General features: G+C 71.1%; 14 protein-coding genes. 6 read left to right on the forward strand and 8 right to left on the reverse strand.

What is annotated here, in order from left to right; genetic code table 11:
• Nucleotides 1-23 precede the first annotated feature (23 nt).
• From GM656_RS02150 to GM656_RS02170, 5 genes are all read right to left on the reverse strand, one after another.
• Nucleotides 24-1160 (reverse strand): CapA family protein, encoded by a 1137-nt coding sequence (locus GM656_RS02150; protein WP_162412004.1) that lies wholly within the window; start codon nt 1158-1160, stop codon nt 24-26.
• Between the two features lie 45 nt (nt 1161-1205).
• Nucleotides 1206-2327, reverse strand: a complete 1122-nt coding sequence (locus GM656_RS02155; protein WP_394352090.1) for an ABC transporter ATP-binding protein — start codon at nt 2325-2327, stop codon at nt 1206-1208.
• The gene (locus tag GM656_RS02160; RefSeq protein ID WP_241692685.1) at nt 2308-4167 is read right to left on the reverse strand and encodes an ABC transporter permease; all 1860 of its coding nucleotides are present in this window, start codon (nt 4165-4167) and stop codon (nt 2308-2310) included. The genes GM656_RS02155 and GM656_RS02160 overlap by 20 nt, the downstream gene beginning before the upstream one ends.
• Nucleotides 4168-4175: 8 nt before the next feature.
• Nucleotides 4176-5309: a thiamine ABC transporter substrate-binding protein gene (locus tag GM656_RS02165; protein WP_162412006.1), complete on the reverse strand. Its 1134-nt coding sequence runs from the start codon at nt 5307-5309 to the stop codon at nt 4176-4178.
• Between the two features lie 63 nt (nt 5310-5372).
• On the reverse strand, nt 5373-5768 hold the full coding sequence (locus tag GM656_RS02170; protein ID WP_394352091.1) for a DUF5658 family protein: 396 nt from the start codon (nt 5766-5768) through the stop codon (nt 5373-5375).
• 107 nt (nt 5769-5875) lie between these two features.
• Between GM656_RS02170 and pdhA the strand changes: the two genes are divergently transcribed.
• The 4 genes from pdhA (at nt 5876) to GM656_RS02190 (ending at nt 9756) form a co-directional block, all read left to right on the forward strand.
• Entirely contained in the window at nt 5876-6988 is a 1113-nt protein-coding gene (pdhA, locus tag GM656_RS02175; RefSeq protein WP_162412007.1) for a pyruvate dehydrogenase (acetyl-transferring) E1 component subunit alpha, read from the forward strand.
• Nucleotides 6989-7031: 43 nt separating this feature from the next.
• Nucleotides 7032-7754: a hypothetical protein gene (locus GM656_RS02180; protein WP_162412008.1), complete on the forward strand. Its 723-nt coding sequence runs from the start codon at nt 7032-7034 to the stop codon at nt 7752-7754.
• Nucleotides 7755-7879: 125 nt separating this feature from the next.
• Nucleotides 7880-9205, forward strand: coding sequence for a divalent metal cation transporter (locus tag GM656_RS02185; protein ID WP_162412009.1), 1326 nt, complete (start codon nt 7880-7882; stop codon nt 9203-9205).
• Nucleotides 9202-9756, forward strand: coding sequence for a hypothetical protein (locus GM656_RS02190; protein ID WP_162412010.1), 555 nt, complete (start codon nt 9202-9204; stop codon nt 9754-9756). Before GM656_RS02185 ends, GM656_RS02190 begins: the two co-directional genes overlap by 4 nt.
• On the opposite strand, the gene GM656_RS18985 is transcribed toward GM656_RS02190, so the two are convergent.
• Together GM656_RS18985 and GM656_RS02195 are read right to left on the reverse strand one after the other, a co-directional pair.
• The gene (locus tag GM656_RS18985) at nt 9757-9912 is read right to left on the reverse strand and encodes a hypothetical protein (protein WP_174242918.1); all 156 of its coding nucleotides are present in this window, start codon (nt 9910-9912) and stop codon (nt 9757-9759) included.
• A 78-nt stretch (nt 9913-9990) separates the two neighbouring features.
• Nucleotides 9991-11913, reverse strand: coding sequence for a beta-CASP ribonuclease aCPSF1 (locus tag GM656_RS02195; RefSeq protein ID WP_162412011.1), 1923 nt, complete (start codon nt 11911-11913; stop codon nt 9991-9993).
• A 317-nt stretch (nt 11914-12230) separates the two neighbouring features.
• On the opposite strand from GM656_RS02195, the gene GM656_RS02200 reads away from it, so the two are divergent.
• Together GM656_RS02200 and GM656_RS02205 are read left to right on the forward strand one after the other, a co-directional pair.
• The gene (locus GM656_RS02200) at nt 12231-14984 is read left to right on the forward strand and encodes a cation-translocating P-type ATPase (protein WP_162412012.1); all 2754 of its coding nucleotides are present in this window, start codon (nt 12231-12233) and stop codon (nt 14982-14984) included.
• Nucleotides 14985-14990: 6 nt separating this feature from the next.
• Complete coding sequence (locus tag GM656_RS02205) at nt 14991-15473, forward strand: hypothetical protein (RefSeq protein ID WP_162412013.1); 483 nt, start codon at nt 14991-14993, stop codon at nt 15471-15473.
• 17 nt (nt 15474-15490) lie between these two features.
• On the opposite strand, the gene GM656_RS02210 is transcribed toward GM656_RS02205, so the two are convergent.
• Nucleotides 15491-16540, reverse strand: coding sequence for a DUF7350 domain-containing protein (locus GM656_RS02210; RefSeq protein ID WP_162412014.1), 1050 nt, complete (start codon nt 16538-16540; stop codon nt 15491-15493).
• Between the last annotated feature and the right edge of the window lie 47 nt (nt 16541-16587).

Consider the following 16587-nt stretch of genomic DNA (forward strand, 5'->3'; position numbering starts at 1 on the left):
TTCTCGCGACGAGGCGTCCCCGCTCACTCCTCACACGAGAGGGGGACCCGGAGCCCCGCGCCGGCGCGCTCGACGGGCGTATCGAAGGGGTCCGAGCGCGCTCGCATCGTCGCCCGGAGCCACGCCGCGGCGTCCGGTCCCGCCTCGACCACCTGCGCGTACTCGTTCTCGACCGGGACGAGTCGGAGCGCAGCGAGCGTCCCGTCCGCGACGCGGAGTTCGAACAGGAAGCTCCGATCGTTGCGGTAGCCGTCCTTGATCGCGTAGTCGTCGACGAAGTTGCCGGTGTCGTACATGATCGGCCGGCCGCGGTACACCTCGACGCCCTGGAGGACGTGGGCGCTGTGGCCGTGGACCACGTCGGCTCCGCGGTCGACGAGCCAGCGGGCGAACGACCGCCGGGTCTCCGTGGGCTCGGTCACCCAGTTCGGGCCCCAGTGGGCGGTGACGACGAGCAGGTCCGGGTCGGCGTCGCGGGCCGCCGCGAGCGCGCCGCCGACGCGCCGCCGGGTGAGCGGATGGGACGGGTCGAGCGGCGCGTAAGCCGTTCCGGGGCCGTCCCGTCCGGCCGCGTAGCTCGGCGACTGGTCGGTGACGGCGACGACGGCGACCGAGAGCCCGCCGATCTCGACCACCGCGGGCTCGAACGCGGCCGCTCTGTCGGCCCCCGCACCGGTCGCGGCGACGCCGCCGTCCGCGAGGTGCGCCGGCGTGTCGGTCAGCGCTCCGGGACCGAAATCGAGCAGGTGGTTGTTCGCCAGTCCCGCGCACGTCACGCCGGCGCGGGCGAGCGCCGGGACGGCCCAGTCGGGGGTCGCCCGGAAGTGGAAGGTCCGGCCCGGCCGCGGGTCGCCCCGCGTCGAGACGCAGCACTCGAGGTTCGCAACGAGGCCGTCGAGCGAGCGCAGTCGGTCGAGCGTCGACCCCCAGACGGCGGTCGGCCCGTCGGGGTCGTCGCGCCAGCGCTGGTCGACGCTCCGGCCGAGCATCACGTCGCCGACGAAGCCGATGCGGAGCGCGTCGTCGGTGGGAACCGACGGCGGGCACGTCACGCCGACCTCGCTCGAACCGCCGAGACAGCCGGCGAGACCGCCGACTCCGGCGAGAGCGAGTCCGGCCCGCGAGGCGTCCGCGAGAACGCGCCGTCGCATCGGAGACACGTAGACCACTGAGGGTCTGACGGCTCTTGAATCTCTGGCCGTCGGTCAGTGCCCGTCGACGACGTGCGCGTCGCCCGGGTCGAAGCCGACGGTCACCGTCCCCTCGGGCGGGTCTTCGGCCCGAAGCAGAATCTCGCGGCCGACCCAGTCGAGGTGGACGCGCGTGGTCTCGCCGAGGAACTCCGCGCTCGTCACGTCCGCCGTCAGTTCGTTCCGGCCGGCGTCGACGGCGAGGCGCTCCGGGCGGACGCAGACGGTGAGTCGGTCTCGAACGGTGACCGACGCGGCGTCCGCGTCGGCGTCGAGCGCGACGGTGAACGTCGCGTCGCCGACGGCCACGTCCGCAAGCCGCCGCCCGTCGTCGGTCCGCACCGCCGTCACGTCGCCAGTGAAGACGTTGTTGTCGCCGACGAACGTCGCCACGAACTCGGTCGCCGGCCGGCGGTAGACGGTCCGCGGCGGGGCGACCTGCTCGGCGCGCCCGTCGTTCAGCACCGCCACCCGGTCGGACACGGCCAGCGCCTCCTCCTGGTCGTGGGTGACGTAGACGGTCGTGATGCCGAGTTCCTGCTGGATCTCGCGGACCTGCACGCGGAGGCGCTCGCGGAGTTTGGCGTCGAGGGCGCTCATCGGTTCGTCGAGCAGGAGCACGTCCGGGCCGGGGGCGAGCGCGCGGGCCATCGCCACCCGCTGCTGCTGGCCGCCCGAGAGCGTGTCGGGGTCGCGGTCCGCCATCCCGCCGAGGTCCACCAGGTCGAGCAGGTCGGCCACGCGCTCCTCGGCGCTGCCACCGCCGGGCGGGTCGGTGAATCGGAGCCCGTACGCGACGTTCTCGCCGACGGCCATGTGCGGAAACAGCGCGTAGTTCTGGAACACGACGCCCACGTCGCGGTCCTCCGGCGGGACGCCGGCGACGGACTCGCCGCCGAATCGGACCGTCCCCGCCGTCGGTTCCTCGAAGCCGGCGATCAGCCGGAGCGTCGTCGTCTTGCCACAGCCCGACGGGCCGACGAGCGTGAAGAACTCCCCCTCTCGCACCGACAGTGAGAGGTCCGAGACGGCGGTCGTCTCGCCGTAGCGCCGCGTGACGCCGTCGAGGGAGACGGCGGGCGGTCCATCGTCCCCGCCGTCCTCGCCCGGCGGGCGCTCAGAAGCCAACGTCCTCACCCCCCAGGCGGTCGATGAGCAGGAAGCTGACGGTGGTGACGACCAACAGGACGACGCCCATCGCCGTCGCCGGGCCGAGCCGGCGGCCGATGAAGCGCTCGATAGCGACGGGCATCGTGAACTGGCTCGTCCCGGAGGCGAGGACGACCGTCGCCGAGAACTCCCCGATTGAGATGGCGAAGGCGAACGCCGCGCCGGCGACGACGGCGGGCCACACCAGCGGGAGTTCCACGTCCACGAGCGCCCGAACGCGGGGCGCACCCAGTGCGCGGGCGGACTCGACGAGCGTGCGGTCGACGCCGTCGAGGCCCGGCGCGACGGTGCGGACGACAAAGGGGTAGCCCGCGACGGCGTGGGCGGCGACGATGGCGACCGCGCCGCCGACGGCCAGTCGCGTCCCGCCGACCTCGACGCCGAAGACGAGGCCGCGGAGGAGTCCGAGGCCGACGACGATGCCCGACACCGCGAGCGGGGCCATCGCCGCCGCGTCGACCAGTTTTCGCCCGCGGTAGTCCCGCGTCGTGAGGACGGCGACGACGACGCCCATCGGGAGCGCGACGGCGAGCGACGCGACGCCGAACAGCAGCGAGTTCCGGACGGCGTCCCACGGCCGGACCTGGAACGAGGCCCCCGTCGTCTGTCGCTCGACGAGGAACCGGTAGTGCGCGAGCGTCGCCCCCTCCGGCCCGGAGACGCTGGCGAGTATCATGCTCGCGATGGGCGCGACGAAGACGGCCAGCGCGACGACGGCGTAGCCCGCGAGGCCGACGCGGAGGAGCAGGGCGCGAAGCGACGGCGACGACGGGACGAGCGGCCGGCGCGGGAGCGGCCGAATCCCGCGCGACCGGACGGTGTGGCGCGCCTCGTAGCGGAGGTAGGCGTACAGCAGCCCGAGCGAGATGCCGAGTTCGATGAGCGCCAGCGCGGCCGCCTCGGCGTACTCCAGATCGCGGATGAGGCGGTAGACGAACACCTCGACGGTCGCCAGCTGGAAGCCCCCGAGCGCGAGGACGATCGGGAACGTCGAGAACGTGAACACGAACGTCAGCGCCGCGCCCATCAGCACCGACGGGACGAGCTGGGGGGCGACCACGTCGCGGAACGCCCGGAGCGGGCTCGCACCGAGGCTGCGGGCCGTCTCGACCGCGCTGGCGTCGACGGACTCCCAGGCGGCCGTCGTCACCCGCGCCACCAGCGGCGCGTTGTAGAACGCGTGGGCGACGACGACCGCTTCGAGCGTGAACAGGAGGTCCACCGGGCCGAGACCGAACGCGCCGAGGACGGCGTTCAGCGTCCCGCGCTGGCCGAAGGTCGCGACGAAGCCGACGGCGACCATGATCGACGGCAGGACGAACGGGAGGATGGTCAGCGACCGGAGCGTCCGCCGGCCGGGGAACTCGAAGCGAGCCAGCAGGTACGCCGCGGGCAGCCCGAGCGCCACGCTGGCGACCGTCGACAGCGCGGCCTGGTACGCGGTGAAGCCGACGATGCCGAGCCGCCGGTCCGGCGACAGCAGGCCCTCGACGACCGACGCGAGCGAGTCGCCCGCGAGCAGGCGGGCCGGCTCGCCGAAGTAGAACGGGTCGCTGAGGATATCGAAGAAGACCCGCGCCGTCAGGCGGCCCTCGACGAGGACGCTGTCGACGAACACCGTCGCCACCGGGTAGTAGAAGACGACGAGCAGCAGGCCGACGGTGGCCGCGGCGAGGGCGACGAGCGCGCGGCGTTCGAGGCGGCCGCGGAGCGAGCGGCTGTCGCGGTGTTCCCGGTCCCCGCTGGTGGTCGCGTCGGCTGGCGCGCCGTCGTCGCCCTCGGTTCCACCCTCGATAGCGTCGGCCACGGTCGGTCTCAGTTCGAGGCGTACTGGCGCTCCCAGTCCTCGACCCAGCCCGAGACGGAGCCCTTCAGTTCGTCGTAGGTGAAGGTCACGGGCTCGGGCGGTTCCTGTGCCAGTTCGGCGTAGTCCCCCGGGAGCTCCGCGGTGGTGGTGGCGGGGAACTGGACGTTCCGGACGGCGATCTCGCCCTGGACCTCCGGACGCAGGACGAAGCCCAGGAACTCGCGGGCGAGGTCGGGGTTGCTCGCGCCCTCGAAGATCGCCATGCCCTCGGGGTTGGCGTAGCCCTGGTCGTTCAGGAAGCGAATCCGGTGCTTCTGGAGGTCGGCGTCGTTGCGGTCTGCGTACACCTGGTCCGTGGAGTAGGAGACGACCATCGGGGCCTCGCCGCCGGACCACGCGCTGTAGGCGTCGCTCCACGAGCCGAGCACGCGAACGTCGTTGTCCTGCAGGTCGCTCCAGTAGTCGAGGTAGCCGTCCGCGCCGAACTGCTTGATCGTGTGCAGCAGGAACGCCCGCCCCGTGGCGGTACCGGCGGGATTCGGCGTGATGAGGTCGCCGGCGAACTCCTCGTTCAGGAGGCCGTCGAACGTCTCGGGGGCCGTCACCGAGGTGCCGTCGAACACGAGGCTGATGTAGCCGGTGTCGTAGGGGATGGCCCGCCCCCGCGGGTCGAACTGCAGGCCCGGTTTCACGTCGTCGCGGCCGGCCACGTCGCCCGCCTCGGCGAACAGCGGCTCGTCGAGGTTCTGGTCGACGCGGACGAGATCGTCGGTGTTCAGCCCGACGTACGCGTCGGCCTCGATGTCGACGCCGGCGGTCCGGCGCTCGACGTAGTGGTTGAGTTCGTTGCTGGGCGTCTGCCAGACGAGGCGCGCGTCGAACTCCGCCTCGAAGCGCTCTTTCAGCCACGCGCCGGGACTCGTCGACGGCGAGTCGACGAGGGAGCTGTACGTGCCGACGACGAGCGTCGGGTCGCCGCCCGCATCGCCGGTCGTCGTCCCGGTCGGGGTCTCGCCGGTGCCCGTCTCGCCAGTGCCCGGTTCGCCGGTGCTCGTCTCGCCGCTCCCGCCCAGTCCCGCACAGCCCGCGAACGACGCGGCGACCGTCGCACCGGCCGCTGAGAGGAATCTCCGTCTATCCATTACTCCGTGGTCACACCCAGTGGTACTTAACGTACCTGTTCCCGTCCCAAACGGCGATTCGCCTCAGAACGGCCCGGCGAGGACCAGCAGGCCGCGGTGCTGGAGAATCACCAGCGAGTTGTGCGCGACGACGGCGAGGGTGACGACGGCGAACACGGCGAGAAACGCCGTCGCCTTCCGCTCGTCGAGGGCGCGCCAGCCGGCGACCAGCCACAGCATCGCTCCGAACTTCACGAGCCAGAAGCCCGCGACGCCGAACTCGGCGAGCATCGCCCGGACGACGACGTTCCCCTCCTGCAGCCCGGCCGTGAGGCCGGTCAGCGTCAGGAGGATATCGCCGATGGTCGCGACGAGGACGGCCGTCCAGAGCACGACGTCCGCTTCGGACATGGCGTGACTGCCGAACCACGCGCGCCACGAGTCGTCGTCCGCCGACGGGCCGGTGTCCGGTGACATCACCAATCACACGGACTGGACCGAAAAATAGCTCCCGGTCGGCGGCCGACGCACCGAAATTGTCGCCATACGCACCTTTTTGCCGGTCTGCTCCGACGTGGTGACACGACATGGCACGCGACGTTCTCGACCGGGACCCCGACGACCAGGCCCGCGCGCTCTCCCCGGACGGCGACATCGTCGAGCCGGACCTCGTCCCGGACGTCGGCGACGAGGCGATGGTGTCGATGTACCGCGACATGCGCTTCGCCCGCCGGTTCGACGAGCGCCTCATCAGCCTCCAGCGCCAGGGCCGTCTCGGGACCTACTCCTCGCTCGCCGGCCAGGAGGGCGCACAGGTCGGGTCGACCTACGCGCTCGCCGACGACGACACGATCTTCTATCAGTACCGCGAACACGGCGCGCTCGTCGCTCGCGGCCTCCCCTGGGAGTACGTCTGCTACTGGATGGGCCAGGAGATGGGCAACGCCGCCATCGCCGACGTGAACGTGTTCCCGCTGAACATCTCCATCGGGAGCCACCTGCCCCACGCCGTCGGGTGGTCGTGGGCGGCCAAGCGGCGGGGCGACGAGCGCGTCGCCGTCGCGCACTTCGGCGACGGCGCGACCTCGGAGGGGGACTTCCACGAGGCGATGAACTTCGCCGGCGTCTTCGAGACGCCGACAGTGTTCTTCTGCAACAACAACCAGTGGGCCATCTCCGTCCCCCGAGAGCGCCAGACCGCAAGCGAGACGCTCGCCCAGAAGGCCGACGCCTACGGCTTCGACGGCGTCCAGGTCGACGGCATGGACCCGCTCGCGACCTACACCGTCACGGAGGCCGCCCGCGAGCGCGCCGTCGGGGCCGACGGAAACGAGCCAGAGCCCGTCTTCGTCGAGGCGGTCCAGTACCGCTTCGGCGCGCACACCACCGCCGACGACCCCTCGGTGTACCGCGAGGACGCCGACGTGGAGCGCTGGCGCGAGCGCGACCCGCTCGACCGGATGGAGGCCTTCCTCCGGCACTGCGACCTGCTCGACGACGAGCGCGTCGAGGCGATGGACGAGCGCATCGGCGAGCGAATCGACGAGATCATCGAACAGGCAGAAGCCGAGGCCCCGGACCCCGCCGACCTGTTCGCCGACGCGTACGCCGAGCCGACGGCGGCCGTCGAAGCCCAGCGCGAGTACTTCGAGGCGCTCCGCGAGCGCCACGGCGACGGGGCCCTGCTCGAATCGGAGTAGCGCGACCGAGCCCGTTATCCCCCTGCCGCCACTGCGTCTCGCTGTGACATCCTGGCCACCAGTCGACCCCGCCGACGCGAGCGCCGTCGCCGAGCACCGCGACGACCTCCTCGCGGCGGTCCGGGACCACGCCGGACGGATCGCCTACCAGCTCGCGCGCCTCGAGGGCGGCGACTACGGGCAGGCGACCGTCGAGACCGACCGCGCCGAGTGGACGGTGAAGTACGAGGGCGGCGACCTGGAGTACCTCCGCTTCGCTCCCGGCCGCGGGACCGAGACGTACGTGATCTCGACGAAGCAGCCGCCGGAACCGGAGGCGCTCGCCGACGCGCTCGCCGACTACGACGCCTTCGTCGCCGGCTTCAACGACTACGTCGCGTCGCTCGACGGCGTCCTCGACGACGTGTCGACGGAGTTCCCCGAGGTCGCGACGACCGACGGCGTCGTGGCCGAACGCGACCGCGTCCTCGGACGCGTCCGGGAGGTCTGCGACCGGATCGCCCGCGAACTCCACCGCTACGAGGGCGGGGACTACGGCACCTTCACCAGCCGGGTCGACGGCACGCGCTGGGAACTGAAGTGGGACGCCGACGGCGCGTCGTACCTCCGCGTCGGCGGGACCGGCGGCCTGTACCTGCTCTCGCAGTACGAACCGCCGTCGGCCGACGACATCCGCGAGTACGCGCCGCGCTTTCGCGGCTTCGTCGACGCCTACAACGAACACGTCGGTGAACTGGAGTCCGACCTCGCGACGGTCGAGCTCTGAGGTGTGCGGTCTGTCAGCTCTTCCTCACTTCCCGATAGATCGCAAGACAGCGACCGAATCACTCCAAAATACCACTCGGAGATAAGTCGGCAGAGTTTTGAGAGGCCATCACCCACGCCGGAGCAATGAGTCAGACAGAGGCAGTCAGCGAGTCCGCCGACGGTGTCGGGACCGTCGCCGAGTACGTCGACCGAATGGGGCCGTCGTGGATCGCCGGGGCCATCGCCGCCGGGCCGGCGACCATCGCCAGCCTCGTCACCGCTGGCGGCGCGTACGGCTACACGCTCCTGTGGGTGGTCGTGCTCTCCGCGGGGGCCGGCGCGCTGGCGCAGTACCTCGCGATGCGCCTCGGCCTGCTGACGGAGCGCGGCATCGTCGCCGTCGTCGAGGACCACCTCGGCGAGACGTGGGCGTGGCTGCTCGTCGGCGACGCGGTGCTGGCCGCCGGCGTCGCCCAACTGGTCATCATGAAGACCGTCGCGACGGTGTCGGCGACGGTGACGGGTATCGACGCGCGGGTCTGGGGAGTGGCGTGGGCGCTGGTCCTGGCCGCGGGACTGGCCGGCGGCGGCTACCGCTTCCTCGAACTGGCCGCGAAGACGCTCGTCCTGCTCGTCGTCCTCGCGTTCGTCGCGAGCCTGTTCGTCGTCCCCATCGACGCCGGGGCGGCCGCGGCCGGACTCGTGCCGTCCGTTCCGAGCGGCGGCGCGCTGGTCGCGGCGGGCATCCTCGGCGGCGCGGTCCACATCACGCTCATCACGATGCACTCCTACACGATGCGGGCGCGGGGCTGGGACCGCGACGACTACGGCCTCGCCACGGTCGACGTGGGCGCGTCAATGCTGGTCGCCTTCGGCGTCTACAGCCTCGCCATCTTCCTCGTGACCGCGAGCGTCCTCACGTCCGCCGACCTCTCGACCGTCGGGGCGGCCCAGGCGCTCGGCCCGCTGGTCGGCGACAGCGCGCAGTGGCTCTTCCTGCTCGGCCTCTGGGGCGCGGCGGTGTCGACGCTGGGCGGCAACACCATCGTCCCGCCGTTCCTGCTGGCCGACAAGCTCGGCTGGGGGACCACCATCGAGGACGGCCGCTATCGCGCCCTGCTCGTTGCCGTCGCGCTGCTGTCGGCCCCCGGCGCGTTCATCGGCGGCTCCGTCCTCGGCCAGCTCGTCCTCGTCCTCGCGCTCGGGACCGTCGGGACGCCGTTCGCCATCGCGCTCGTCCTCTACCTGCTGAACTCCGAGGCGGTCCCGGAGGCGAATTCCCGGCTCGCGAACCTCGGCGGCCTGGCGCTGGTCGTCGTCTCCGGCGGGCTGGCGGGGAACTTCGTCGTCGAGCAGGTCGGCGGCGGCATCGGCCCGCTCTCCGGGTTCGTCCTCGCCTTCGCCGTCGCGCTCGGGCTGGCGACGCTCGGCCTCGGCGGGAAGTACGTCCGGGAGGAGCTGGTCGCGTGACCGAGCTCGGGTTCCCGCTGTCGGGGTCGACGCTGTTGACTGGGCCCTCGAACGTCGGGAAGACCCGGCTGACGGCGGCCGCGCTCGACGCGTGGCTCGACCGCGAGGGGACCGACGGCGTCGTCGTCCTCGACTTCGCGCCCGAACTCGAACGCGACGGGACGGTGCTGGGCGGCCACCTCGACCGATTCACCGAGATTCCGAACCAGGTGTGGGTCGGCCGGATGGACGCCCGCGCGCCGCGGGCCGAGAGCGACACGCCCGCCCAGGCGCGGGACCTCGCCCAGGAGAACTGGCGGCGCGCGCGCACCCTCCTGGAGGCCGTCCCGAACGCGCCGCGAGCGGTGTTCGTCAACGACGTGACCATCCCGTTCCAGCACGGTCGGGCGTCGCCGGACGACCTGCTCGAGTACTGCGACGCGGCGGCGTGTTTCGTCTGTAACGCCTTCGATAGCGACGAACTGGGGGTCGACGACCCGGTGTCCCGCGCCGAGCGCGACGCGCTCGCTCGCGTCCGAGCGTGGGCCGACCGGACCGTCGAACTGTCCTGACTACCGGTTCCACTCGTAGAACCACCACGCGCCGCCCAGGAACATCAGTCCGATCCCGAGCGTGGACGTGGCTGGCTCCGGGATGAGAAACAGCACGAGGCCGACGAGGACCATCCCGACCGGTTCGACTTCGTCCATGTACTTCACGAAGTCCATGGTCGACGGTTCGCCCGCCTGCGGTAAAGAGGTTCGTCCGATTGGTGAGCGGCGCTCTGCGAACTCGCGCTCGCGTGTTCAGCGGAAGCGGAACGTCTCTAAGTTCTGCGGGGCGAACGTCCGCAGGTTCATGTCGTGATACAGGCTCGACGAGAGGTCCTGCGTGGCCGACTCGTCGCCGTGGACGCAGAGGATCTTCTCGGGGCGGGGGTTCATCGTCCGGACGAAGTTCTCCAGGCCCTGGCGGTCGGCGTGGCCGGAGAAGCCGTCGACGGTCTCGACGTTCATGTCGAGCGAGACCGTGTCGCTGCGGCCGTTGCCGTCGCCGTTGATCGGAATCTCGTCCCGGCCGCGCTGGATGCGACGGCCGAGGGTCCCGCTCGCCTGGTAGCCCACGAAGGTGAGCGTCGAGTCCGGGTCGGGGCCGAGGTGTTCGAGCCAGGACATGATCGGACCGCCGGTGACCATCCCGGAGGTCGAGAGGACGATACAGGAGTCGCCGTCGGCCACGTCCGCCCGCTCGTCGTCGCCGCCCTCGATGTGGTGGAACTGGTCGGCGAGGAAGGGATTGTCGTCAGCGTCGAAGATGCGGTCACGGAGGCTATCGCGGAGGTATTCGGGGTAAGTGGTGTGGATGGCCGTCGCCTCCCAGATCATCCCGTCGAGGTAGATGGGCATCTCCGGGATGTCGCCCTCCCGCATCGCCTCCTCGAGGACGAGCATGAGTTCCTGCGAGCGACCGACCGCGAACGCCGGGATGAGGACCTTGCCGTCGCGGTCGTAGGCGTTCTGAACGATCTGCTTGAGCTTTCGCTCCGAGTCGTCCTGGTCGGTCTGGTAGTCGTTCTTGCCCCCGTAGGTCGATTCGAGGACGAGCGTCTCCACCCGCGGGAAGTCGTTGACCGCGCCGTCGAACAGCCGGGTGTCGTCGTAGTGGATGTCGCCGGAGAACGCGACGTTGTACAGGCCGTCGCCGACGTGGAAGTGACAGATCGACGACCCGAGGATGTGGCCGGCGTTGTGCAGCGTCAGCTTGATGTCCGGCGCGATGTCGGTCACGTCGCCGTACTCCAGCGGGATGGTGTGCTTGATCGCCTCGCGGACCATCTCGGACCCGTAGGGCGGGCTGCGCCCCTCCTTGGCGGCCACGTCGAGGTAGTCGAGCGTCAGCAGGCCCATCAGGTCCCGCGTGGGTTCCGTGCAGTAGATCGGGCCGTCGTACCCGTACTCGTACAGCAGCGGGACGAGCGCGGAGTGGTCGAGGTGGGCGTGGGTCAGGACCACGGCGTCGATGCCGTTCGCGCCGGCCCCGAACGCCTCCGGAATCCGGAGGTAGGGCGTCTCGCCCTCCGCGCCGGGCTTGTCGCCGCAGTCGATGAGGATGCGCGTGTCCGGCGTCGAGAGGATGAACGCGGCGCGGCCGACCTCCCGACAGCACCCGAGCGTCGTGATCCGGACGTACTCGTCGTCGGACATCGGGTCGCGGTGGATCTGCCGGCCGACGCGTTCGAGGATGTCGCGGCGGTCTTCGCGCTCCTGCTTGAGGAAGTTTCGAACGTTGTCGACGGTCGAGGACTCGATGGGCGGCGTGCGGACGACTTCGGGCGTCCAGCCGACCTCGCGGGTGACGTCGCGGAGGGTCGCGCCGTGGCGGCCGATGACGACGCCCGGCTTCTGTGCCTGGATCACGACCTCGCCGGTGTCCTCGTAGAAGTCGAGGTCAGTGACGCCGGCCTCCTCGGGGATGAGGTCCCGAATGGCCTGTTCGGCCCGCGTCGGCGGCGTCAGCACGTCCGGGTCCGGGCGGACGGTGATCCGTTTTCGGAGTTTCGATGCGAGGCGACGCACGAGGTCGCCGTCGGCGGCGAACTCCTTGGGGTCGCGGGTGTAGATGACGAGTTCCGGCCCCTCGTAGGTGACGTCCGAGACGGAGATGTGCCTCGGGACTTCGTCGTCGATCGTTGCCTTCACGTCTTCGAGTTGCTTGTCTACAGTACTCATTGCTCAGCAGTGGTGGGCGTCCCGGTGGCTCGGCAGTCCGCGGCCGTCGCGGGCCAGTCCGGAACCGACGGGACGAACGCGCTCTAATAAAGTCATACAGTTATCGGTGCGATGTGAGTGTCCGGACGAGGAGGCGTGTCCGGAAAACCGACCTCTAATCGTGAGTATTCCCTTCGGATTATAAAAGCCTTCGCACTACGACGGCGGCGTCACGGGCAGACGGTGGCGGGGCCCGCATCACGCCGCCGCCGACTCGCGCTCAGCGCGTCACCGACGGGCGCGAAGGTTTACCATTCCCGGCCGAGAACCCGGCGTTCGTGCCGTCGTCCCCGTCCGATACCAGACCGACCGTCGCCTGGCACGCGAGTGACGCCGAATCCGTCCTCGACGCCGTCGAGACCGACCACAGCGGGCTCTCGGAGGCGGAGGCCGAGCGTAGACTCGAACGCGACGGGCCGAACACGCTCCCGCACCGGGGCGCGCCGCCGGTCTGGGCCGTCTTCGCCCGCCAGTTCCGCAATCCGCTGATATACATCCTGCTCGCGGCCGCCGTCGTCTCGATCGGCATCGGCCACCCGACCGACGCCGCGTTCATCGGCGTCGTGTTGCTCCTGAACGCGGTCATCGGAACCGTCCAGGAGTGGCAGGCCGAGCGCAGCGCCGAGTCCCTCCAGCGGCTCCTCCGGACGCGGGCGACGGTCCGACGGGACGGCGAACTGCGGGACGTGGACGCCGCGTCGCTCGTGGCGGGCGACCGCGTCGAACTGGAATCCGGCGACCGGGTGCCCGCGGACGTGCGCCTGCTCACGGCGACGGGACTGACGGTCGACGAGTCGGCGCTGACCGGCGAGTCCGAACCCGTCGAGAAGGACCCCGACTGGACGGGCGACCGCGACGCCACGCTGGGCGACCGCCGGAACATGGCCTACGCGGGCACCTCGGTCGCGCGGGGGCGGGCGAGCGGCGTCGTGGTCGCCACCGGGACGGCGACCGCCGTCGGCGAACTGGCCGCCGACGTGACCGAGCGCAGCGGCGGGAAGCCGCCGCTGGTCGTCCGGATGGAGCGCTTTACCCGCGTCGTGGGGGCCGTAGTCCTCGTCGCGGCCGTCGTCGCGGCGGCGATCGGCGTCTTCGTCCAGGGATACCCGCTCGCCGAGATGTTCCTGTTCGCCGTCGCCCTGTCAGTCTCGGCGATCCCCGAGGGCCTGCCAGTCGCGATGACCGTGGCGCTCGGCATCGCCACGCGGCGGATGGCCCGCGTCGGCGTCATCGTCCGCAAGCTCGTCGCCGTCGAGGGGCTGGGCAGTTGCACGCTCATCGCGACGGACAAGACCGGGACGCTGACCGAGAACGAGCTGACGGTCACGCGCGTCTGGCTCCCGGACGGCAGGGAACTGGAGGTGACCGGCGAGGGCTACGCGCCGGACGGCCGCGTCCTGCAGGAGGGGCACCCGCCGGACGCCGAGACGCAGGCGGAACTTCTGGCCCTCGCGCGGGCCGGGGCGCTGTGCAACGAGGGCGACCTGACCTACACCGGCGAAGGCGACCTGACCGAACGTGCGACCGAGCCGGGCGACTGGTCCTGGTCCGGCGACCCGACGGACGTGGCCATCCTCTCGGCGGCCCACAAGCTGGGCATCGAGCGCGACCCGCTCACCGAGTCGTTCCCGCAGGTCGCCTCGATCCCGTTCGAGGCGGACCGGCGCTTCGCCGCGACGTACCACCGAGACGGCGACGCGACCCGGGTCTTCGTCAAGGGCGGCCCCGAGCGCGTCTTCGAGATGTGTGACCTCACCGCCGAGCGCCGCGAACGGCTTCGCGAGCGGGCCACCGCCTACGCGACCGACGGCTACCGCGTGCTCGCCGTCGCCGAGGGGACGGTCGAGACGCCGCCGAGCGAACTGGGTGGGTCGGAGCCGCCGACGCCCGCGGACCTCGACCTGCTCGGGTTCGTCGGGATGGTCGACCCCCTCCGAAGCGGCGTGGCCGAGGCCATCGCCGCGGCGCGTGCGGCGGGCATCGAGGTGTCGATGGTGACCGGCGACCACCCGCAGACGGCCCTCTCGATCGCCAGACAGCTCGGGATGGCGACCGACCTCGGGGAGGTGCTGACCGGGAGCGAACTGGCGGAGATGAGCGACGACGCGCTCCGCGAGCGGCTGGACGACGTGCGCGTCTTCGCCCGCGTCACGCCCGACCAGAAGCTCCGCATCGTGCAGGCGGCCCAGTCGATCGGTCACTTCGTCGCGGTCACCGGCGACGGCGTCAACGACGCGCCCGCGCTCCGGGTGGCGAACGTCGGCATCGCGATGGGGCGAGCCGGGACGGACGTGGCCCGCGACACGGCCGAACTGGTCCTGAGCGACGACAACTTCGCGACCATCGTCGCCGGCATCGAGCAGGGCCGCGTCGCCTTCGACAACGTCCGGAAGGTCATCTACCTGCTCGTCTCGACGGGCGCGGCCGAACTCGTCCTCGTCATGCTGAGTCTCGCGGCCGGGACGCCGCTGCCGCTGCTGCCCGCGCAACTGCTCTGGCTGAACCTCGTCACCAACGGGATTCAGGACGTGGCGCTCGGCTTCGAGCCGGCCGAGGAGGACGTGCTTGAGCGCTCACCGCGGCGACCGGACGAGCGCATCTTCAATCGGTTGATGATCGAGCGGACGGTCGTCGGCGCGCTCGTGATGGGCCTCGTCGGCTTCGGCGCGTTCACCTGGTGGCTGGACCAGGGGCTCTCGGAGGCCGCGGCCCGGAACTCGCTGTTGCTGCTGATGGTCCTGTTCGAGAACGTCCACATCGGGAACGCGCGCTCCGAGGTCAGGTCGGTGTTCCGGCTCTCGCCGCTGCGGAGCCCGATCCTGCTCGTCGGCGCTGTCTCGGCGTTCCTGCTCCACGTGCTGGCGCTGTATTTCCCGCCCGCGCAGGCCGTCCTGGGGACGGTGCCCGTCGACCGCTCGACGTGGGCGGTCGTCGCCGGTCTCGCGCTCACGCTGCTGGTCGCGATGGAGCTACACAAGCTCTCCTGGCGCTACCGATACGGCACAAGGAGTATCTCCCCGGAGCGCGAGTGACGGCGTATGCGCGTGACCCAGGCGACCGTCCGCGAGGAGTACGAGTGGGTGTGCGGGCGGGCCGATACCGTCGTGCCGCTCGTCAACGACACGCGGGCGCACCTCGGCGACCTGTTCGGCGTCGACGTCGACAGCCTGGACGACGACGAGTACCGGGCGGCCGTCGACGAGGTGTTCGCGAACGGCGACCGCGCGGTCAACGTCGCCGCGCTCGTCGGCCTCCTCCGAGACCTGGACGTGGCGGGCGATTACCCCGGCTTCGTCGTCGACGAGCTACTCGGGCGAGAGCTTGCGGCGATGATCGCCGGCGACCAGCCACTGCGACTGCTCGCCGAGGCGACGTTCCACGTCGCGGACGTGCGGACCCACGGCGGTGAGGGCGACGCGGCAGGGGCGGACGACCTCGACGCGGCGCTGGCCGCCGGAGTCCAGACCCGCGTCCCGGGCTGGCCCTGGCAGGCGGGCGAGAGCCCGTTCGCGGTGGAGTGAGCGGACGCCGGTCGCCCTCAGAAGGAGAACGACGGCGTCGCGAGAAACGCGGTCTCGTAGCCCTCGTGACGCGACACCTGCGGCGGGGCGATCACGTCCACGCCGACGGACGGCTCCGACGCGTCCGTCTCGACCACCGCGCCGTAGTGGTACCCGATGTCGGGGTGGACCGTCGCCGTCAGCGCGTCCTCGAAGACCGCCTCGCCGTCGGCCTCGACGCGGCCGTCGAGGGACATCATCGGGAGCGGCACGCGGTTGTACGGCGTCCGCACCGAGACGGCGAGGTACGACTGACCGTCGTCGAGGAACGCGGCGTCCCGGAGCCACGAGGCGACGTAGACGGCGTCGCGTCCCTTGCTCGTCCCGAGGACGGTCCCCGGGAGCGCCGATACCTCGGGGGCCTGCGAGGTCGGAATCATGTCCATGTTCATCAGGTCGACGGCCCCGCGGTCGCCCTGGGTGTCGGGGAGCCGCTCGAAGGAGAGCTGCTCCAGCGTGCTCTGGCGGAAGTCGAAGTCGACGGTCGTCTCGCCCGCCTCGCCGAAGCGGCCCGAGAACGCGCCCAGCCGTCGCTCGCTCATCCCGTTGACGCGGACCGTGACCTGGTAGACGCCGTCGCCGTCGAGCGCGTAGTTGTCGCCGTAGTGGAAGCCCATGTTCTGTGAGACCATCGGCCACGGCGGCTTGTCGGCGACCGGGTCGCCGTCGCGCTCGACGGTGATCGAGAGGCCGGCGGAGACGGGCAGGACCATCTCGGTCTCGGGATCCCAGACGGTCGCCATCAGGTGGAGGCTGTCCTCGCTCCGGATGTCGACCTTCTCAGCCGTCGTCCCCGTGACCGTCCAGAAGCGGTGGGGAAACGAGTACGTCAGTCCCACCATGTAGTCGCCGGCCTGGGCCATCCCGGCCATGCCCATCCCCTCCACGTGCGTCGGGCGGTAGGTGGCGTCGGGGCGGTCTTCGACTAGCGGCGGCGCGCGCGTCGACTGCGTGCTCAGCGACCCACACCCGGCCAGGGCCGTGATGCCGGCGAGGCCGGCCCCGGCGAGGAATCGTCGGCGGTTCATGGCCGTCCCTTACCGCGTCGCGTGAAAGACGGTTCTGGTACGGCGGA

Source organism: Haloarcula salina, assembly GCF_010119195.1.
Lineage (GTDB): Archaea > Halobacteriota > Halobacteria > Halobacteriales > Haloarculaceae > Haloarcula > Haloarcula salina.